This is a genomic window from Serratia sp. 2723, from assembly GCF_050434425.1.
Taxonomy (GTDB): Bacteria; Pseudomonadota; Gammaproteobacteria; order Enterobacterales; family Enterobacteriaceae; genus Chania.
In genome coordinates, this window is record NZ_JBNDIN010000003.1 from 450405 (window position 1) to 456484 (window position 6080).

A 6080-nucleotide genomic window follows, 5' to 3' on the forward strand; every position below is an offset into this window, starting at 1 on the left:
GATAATCCCAGCCAATAAGTCGCCACCCTTACCTGTTTTCTCCAATAAGCATACCTACGGGGTTTAGCATGAACAACGTTCTGGGATTTCTTGAAGCCAAGCTGATGCCTCTGGCGGCCAAGGCCGCACAGCAGCGGCATTTATGTGCCATCCGCGGTGCCTATGTTTCCTTTATGCCGTTCATTATCGTCGGCTCGATCCTGCTGGTGATCTCGTCGTTCCCCAATCAGAGTTACCAGCAGTTTATGGCGGGCCTGTTTGGCGCCAGCTGGAGCAATATTATCGAGATCCCGTTTAACGCGGTGTTCTCCACCATGTCGCTGTTTGTCAGTTTCCTTACCGCTTACCGCCTGGCGGAACATTATGACGAGGATCGCGTCTCCAGCGGTATTCTGTCGCTGGTGTGCTTCCTGATCCTCACGCCGTTTATCAAGGTAGAAGCCTTGGGCAATATCAATGTGATCCCGACCGAGTGGATCGGCAGCAAGGGGCTGTTTGTGGCGATGATCGGCTCACTGCTGTGGACCGAACTGTTCTGCTACCTCAAGCGCCGCAAGCTGATCATCAAAATGCCCGAAGGCGTGCCACCTGCGGTACAGGAATCCTTCGCCGCTCTGCTACCTGCACTGTTCGTGATTATCCTGGTGCTGGCGATCCGTATTCTGTTCGAACACACCAGCTACCAAACCATTCATCAGTTTATTTATAACGTAGTCGCCACGCCGGTACGTCACTTTGGCACTTCCTATATCGGTGCGCTGCTGACGGTGTTGAGTATCACCATCCTATGGTCGGTGGGGATCAACTCCGGTTCGATGGTCAACGGCATCATTCGCCCGCTGTGGATGGAAAACCAGACCGACAACATCGCCGCTATCCAGGCCGGGGTCACGCCACCGCACATCGTTACCGAACAGTTCTTCGATATGATCTGGATGGGCGGTGCCGGTGCCACCCTGTCGCTGGTGATCGCCATTCTGTTCTTTGCCCGTAGCAACAGTATCCGCGAAGTGGGCCGTATGGGGGCTGCGGCTTCAATCTTCAACATTAATGAACCGATCCTGTTTGGCCTGCCGGTGATCATGAACCCCATCATGCTGATCCCCTTCAACCTGGTGCCGGTGGTATTGGTTACCGTGCAATATGTAGCGATGAAGGTGGGGGCCGTCGCCGTCACTACCGGGGTATTTATCCCCTGGACGCTGCCGCCGGTGATCAGTGGCTTTATCGTGACCGGTCATTTGAGTGGCAGCCTGATGCAGATCGTTAACCTGCTGATCGGCGCCATGCTGTATCTGCCTTTCCTGCGCATTCTGGACAAACAGTATCGCGCAGCCGAAACATCAGGAGTTTGATATGTGGGGAATGATTGCAACCTGGCGTATGGCGCTGGAAGGGGTAACGCAGGCCAGTGAAACACTGAAAGCCGGGGCAAGCGCCGCACAAAGCGTGGTTAGCGCGGTGGCGGAAGTGGAGGATTTTCCGTTTTATAAATCCGTAGGTTTCGGCGGCCTGCCTACCGAAAATGGTGAGGTAGAACTGGATGCGGCCTTTATGGATGGCGATACGCTGGCCTTTGGTGCGGTTGGCAATCTGGTGGATATCGCCAACCCGGTGAAGGTTGCCCAAGCGCTGAGCCGTGAGCGCTTCAACAGCGTCCTGGTGGGGGCAGGTGCACGCGAGTGGGCCCTTAGCCAGGGTTTTACCGACAAGACCATGCTAACCGAGCGCGCAACCCAGCACTATCGTAAACGCTGCCGCGAAACCATTGATAAGGGCCTCAGCCCCTACGATGGCCACGATACCGTTGGCATTATCGGCCTCGATCTGCATGGCTCAATGAGCGTCGCCACCTCTACCAGCGGCTTGTTTATGAAGCGCCGTGGCCGTTTGGGTGATTCACCGGTGATTGGCTCCGGTTTTTACTGTGACAGTCAGATCGGAGCCGCTACCGCCACGGGCGTGGGTGAAGACCTGATGAAAGGCTGCACCAGCTATGAGATCGTGCGCCGTATGCAGCAAGGTATGACGCCACAACAGGCGGCCGATTCGGTCGTCTTCGAGCTGGAAGACCGGCTGATAGCCCGCTTTGGCCGGGTGGGCGATCTCTCCGTAGTCTGCATGAATCGGCAAGGGGAGTTCGGTATTTCTACCAATATCAAAACCTTCTCGTTTGTGGTCGCCAGCGCCATCCAGCCACCGACGGTGTACCTGGCAGAACGCCGTGCCGAGCATACTCACTACACTCCAGCCAGCGAGCAATGGCTAACCGACTATGCCGAGCGCATTCGCGCGCCGATTGAGGAGATCCATTTTGATTAATTATCGGTTACTGAGTGAAATCCCCGCATGGGAAGTTAACTGCCATGTGATTAGCTATCCTGGCAGCACATTGCCATTACCCTGCAATGCAGCCCTGTTACAGCAACTGCAGGTCACCGCCCAACAGCAAACCGCCGACTGCGCCTATGGCTGTGCTCCGGCAGGTCGCGTTACGCTGTTGCCAACAACGGTCTGGCTCGATGGGAAAACCAGCAAGCTGGTCACCGCACTGCGTCCCCTGCTACGCAACGGCACCTGTACGCAGTTGATCGTTGACTGCACGGCGTTTGATCACCGCAGCCTCTCGGGGCTGAACCTTCTGCTGCATTTCCTGTTCAACCTGGATTACCAACTGAGCGATCTCGGCCTGAAAAAGGCAGAAGCGGCGCCTGTACCGCGCATCCAGGAGTTGGTGTTCTATTGCCAGCCGGAACAGCAAGCCACTCTCGAACCACGTCTATTTCAAGCGGCAGCCACCGCCATCGGGATGAAGGCAGCACGACGCATTGCCGACATGCCAAGCGATCGTTGTACCCCGGCATTTTTCGCCAACGAGATCGCCCGCCAGATAGCCCCCTATCCAAGCCTGAGTTGTGAAGTGTTGGATGAACAACAGATCGCTGAACAGGGCCTTGGCCTGCTACAGGCGGTAGGTAAAGGTGCCGACAATCCTCCGCGTCTGGTGGTAATACGTTACCAAGGGAGCGACAGCGGTCCCTTCAGCGCTTATGTAGGCAAAGGTATCACCTTCGATACCGGCGGCCTGTGGCTAAAGGGTGGCGATGGTATGTACACCATGAAATACGACATGTGTGGCGCAGCTAACGTCTTTGGCCTGATGCTGGCAGTGGCAGAGCTCAAGCTGCCGGTACGCCTGATTGGCGTGCTGGCGCTGGCGGAAAATATGATTGGCCCGGCGGCGATGCGCCCTGGCGATGTCGCAACCAGCTACAGCGGCTTGAGCGTGGAAATCAACAACACCGATGCCGAGGGGCGGTTAGTGCTGGCCGATGGCATCGCCTACGCCAGTAGGTTGACCAATAATCAACAGCCGCCAGAATACGTGATCGATCTGGCTACGCTCACCGGTGCAGTGGTCAAAGCCTTGGGTTACGATCTTAGTGGCCTGATGACCGAGGATGAAAACCTACGCAACGATCTTACCCAGGCAGGTTTGCACAGTGGCGATCCTTTGTGGTCGTTGCCGTTGGATGATCGTTTCAGCAAACAGGTGGAGAGTCATATTGCCGACCTCTGCAACACGCCTACCAATAATGCGGCAATCAGTACCTCTGCCGCCTACTTCCTAAGCCGCTTTAGCCTGGCGGACATTCCCTGGGCACACCTTGATATCAGCGGCACCGCGCTGTGGCGCGAAAATGGCCGTAGCGTGGCCTCTGGCCGGCCGATCCCACTTTTAATCCAGCATCTGCTGGAACGCCTGGAGAAATAACATGAAAAAGATCCTGTTAGTGTGCGATTTGGGTATGTCCACCAGTCTGCTGGTGAAAAAGATGCAGGAGGCCGCCATTGCACGCGGCATTGACGCCGAGATCTGTGCCAAGTCGATCCGTGAATATAAAACGGCGGTAACCGAATTTGACGTCGCGCTGCTGGGGCCGCAGATCCGCTATAAGCTGGCCGAGTGCGAGAAGATTGCCCACGAGCACCATAAAAAAGTCGCCTGCATCGATATGATGGCCTACGGCACCATGAAGGGTGACAAGGTATTGGATCAAGCCCTGGCGCTGATTGAGGAAGCCTAATATGGATTTGGAAAACGAAGTGATGGAGCTGATTGCCAATGCGGGTTACGCCCGCAGTCTGGTGTTTCAAGCCATGCGCTGTGCACGTGAAGAAGAAGACTTCGTGCAGGCCGAACAGTATATGCAGCAAGCGCAGGAGGCACTCTCTGGCGCTCATCACGTGCAGACCAAACTGATCGAAATGGACGAAGGCAGCGGTAAAATTCCGGTTCATCTGGTGATGGTCCATGCGCAGGACCATCTGATGAACGCGATTATGCTGATGGAAATGGGCCGTGAGATTATCGCCCTACACCAAAAGATCGCCCGTTAACGCCGATTTGGCCGCCTGTGGCTTCAGAACCACAGACGGCCAGAATATCAATCCCAGTTTGGTGCCAGACCTTCCGGACTAACCAGGCGGCCATTGCATTCCAATGCAGCAATCGCTGCCATTTCATCATCAGACAGCGTCAGTTGCTGAGCCAACAGGTTACTCGCCAGGTTTTCACGCTTGGTCGAGGATGGGATCACCGCATAACCCAGTTGCATCGCCCAAGCCAGGATCACCTGAGCTGCGGTCACATCACGGCGCTTGGCGATAGTGTTGATGACTTCATCCTGCAACGCTTTGCCATACGCCAACGTCATGTAAGAGGTGATGGCAATGCCATGCTGTTGCGCAAATTCAACCACCTGACGGTTTTGTAGATACGGTGAAAGTTCGATTTGGTTGGTCGCAATCGCATCAGCACCCACCGCATCAATGGCGCGCTGCATCAGTTCAACGGTGAAGTTGGAAATGCCAATCTGGCGCGTCAGCCCCAGCTCCTTAGCCTTCACCAACTCCGCCATAGACTCGGCAACCGAGATTTCATCGTTTGGTGATGGCCAGTGGATCAAGGTCAGATCCACATAGGAGGTTTGCAGCTTTTTCAGGCTTTCTTGCAGGCTAGGGATCAGTTGGTCTTTGCCCAGGTTGGCGATCCAGATCTTGGTGGTGATAAATAACGCTTCACGTTTCACGCCACTGGCTGCGATAGCTTGGCCAACGGCCGCTTCGTTCTCATAGATTTGTGCAGTATCGATGGCACGGTAGCCCAGCTCCAAAGCGGTACTAACGGAATCGATCACCACCTGATCTTGCAGGCGGAAGGTACCTAAGCCAAATGCAGGGATGCTCATAATTGTGTTCTCTTGGTTTGTTGTTCAAAACAGCTTGAGAGGATTATGGCAGCAGTTTTGTTGATCAAAAACGCCCTATTGTGCATAAGACTTTTGATTAACAGGCAATAATAGACCTTGATTGGACAGGAAAGCCCCTCACCCCAACCCTCTCCCAAAGGGCGAGGGAGCTGTCCGGCGTCGTGGATTAGCCCGTGCTACTACAGTAGCCCCTTGGTTACCCTGCCGTGCTTCATGAAGAGTGAGAAATATCAACGAACTCAATCGGTTCCCTCTCCAGGGGGAAAGGGTTAGGGTGAGGGGGACTATTTAGGCAAATGAAAAAGCCCTGAGTCAGAGACTCAGGGCTTATCAATTAAGTGGCGGAACGGACGGGGCTCGAACCCGCGACCCCCTGCGTGACAGGCAGGTATTCTAACCAACTGAACTACCGCTCCACCGATTCTTTTACGTCGCATCTTTCGATGCTGGCAAAACCACCTGAGTGATTTTGCGCATTACCAGGTGTCACACTGATAACGTTTATTTGATGCCTGGCAGTGTCCTACTCTCGCATGGGGAGACCCCACACTACCATCGGCGCTACGGCGTTTCACTTCTGAGTTCGGCATGGGGTCAGGTGGGACCACCGCGCTATTGCCGCCAGGCAAATTCTGTTTCATTCCAACCGCTTCACTCTCGTGTCGCCATCAGAACCAATCTCGGAACTTCGCTGAAAATTGTCGTCTACTCTAAAACACCTTTGGTGTTGTAAGGTTAAGCCTCACGGATCATTAGTACTGGTTAGCTCAATGCATCGCTGCACTTACACACCCAGCCTATCAACGT

General features: G+C 54.7%; 6 protein-coding genes, 1 tRNA gene and 2 rRNA genes. 5 read left to right on the top strand and 4 right to left on the bottom strand.

The features are described 5' to 3' along the window. The first annotated feature begins 68 nt into the window (after positions 1 to 68). Genes ABIE29_RS07055 through ABIE29_RS07075 form a run of 5 tightly spaced genes read left to right on the top strand, consistent with a single transcriptional unit; the run spans position 69 to position 4401 of the window. Positions 69 to 1355: a PTS sugar transporter subunit IIC gene (locus ABIE29_RS07055; protein WP_429617526.1), complete on the top strand. Its 1287-nt coding sequence runs from the start codon at positions 69 to 71 to the stop codon at positions 1353 to 1355. A 1-nt stretch (position 1356) separates the two neighbouring features. After that, a complete protein-coding gene (locus ABIE29_RS07060) occupies positions 1357 to 2322 on the top strand; it encodes a N(4)-(beta-N-acetylglucosaminyl)-L-asparaginase (protein WP_429617528.1) in 966 nt (321 codons plus the stop codon). Then, positions 2315 to 3775, top strand: a complete 1461-nt coding sequence (locus ABIE29_RS07065) for a leucyl aminopeptidase family protein (RefSeq protein ID WP_429617531.1) — start codon at positions 2315 to 2317, stop codon at positions 3773 to 3775. The genes ABIE29_RS07060 and ABIE29_RS07065 overlap by 8 nt, the downstream gene beginning before the upstream one ends. Before the next feature lies 1 nt (position 3776). Further along, positions 3777 to 4088: a PTS sugar transporter subunit IIB gene (locus tag ABIE29_RS07070; RefSeq protein WP_179247207.1), complete on the top strand. Its 312-nt coding sequence runs from the start codon at positions 3777 to 3779 to the stop codon at positions 4086 to 4088. Position 4089: 1 nt separating this feature from the next. Continuing rightward, positions 4090 to 4401: a PTS lactose/cellobiose transporter subunit IIA gene (locus tag ABIE29_RS07075; protein ID WP_024483598.1), complete on the top strand. Its 312-nt coding sequence runs from the start codon at positions 4090 to 4092 to the stop codon at positions 4399 to 4401. A 47-nt stretch (positions 4402 to 4448) separates the two neighbouring features. Here ABIE29_RS07075 and dkgB read toward each other — a convergent pair whose 3' ends face one another. The 4 genes from dkgB to ABIE29_RS07095 form a co-directional block, all read right to left on the bottom strand. Further along, positions 4449 to 5252: a 2,5-didehydrogluconate reductase DkgB gene (gene dkgB / locus ABIE29_RS07080; protein ID WP_429617535.1), complete on the bottom strand. Its 804-nt coding sequence runs from the start codon at positions 5250 to 5252 to the stop codon at positions 4449 to 4451. Between the two features lie 360 nt (positions 5253 to 5612). Further along, positions 5613 to 5689 (bottom strand) — tRNA-Asp (locus ABIE29_RS07085). Positions 5690 to 5783: 94 nt separating this feature from the next. After that, a 5S ribosomal RNA gene (gene rrf / locus ABIE29_RS07090) occupies positions 5784 to 5899 on the bottom strand. Positions 5900 to 6004: 105 nt separating this feature from the next. Next, positions 6005 to 6080: ribosomal RNA gene (locus tag ABIE29_RS07095) — 23S ribosomal RNA — on the bottom strand; the annotation flags it as partial.

What these genes read in the sequence shown, in the direction of transcription:
- ABIE29_RS07060 (WP_429617528.1), top strand. Translation starts at nt 1,357, where the DNA reads ATGTGGGGAATGATTGCAACCTGGCGTATGGCGCTGGAAGGGGTAACG.
- ABIE29_RS07055 (WP_429617526.1), top strand. Translation starts at nt 69, where the DNA reads ATGAACAACGTTCTGGGATTTCTTGAAGCCAAGCTGATGCCTCTGGCG.
- ABIE29_RS07070 (WP_179247207.1), top strand. Translation starts at nt 3,777, where the DNA reads ATGAAAAAGATCCTGTTAGTGTGCGATTTGGGTATGTCCACCAGTCTG.
- ABIE29_RS07075 (WP_024483598.1), top strand. Translation starts at nt 4,090, where the DNA reads ATGGATTTGGAAAACGAAGTGATGGAGCTGATTGCCAATGCGGGTTAC.
- dkgB (WP_429617535.1), bottom strand. Translation starts at nt 5,252, where the DNA reads ATGAGCATCCCTGCATTTGGCTTAGGTACCTTCCGCCTGCAAGATCAG.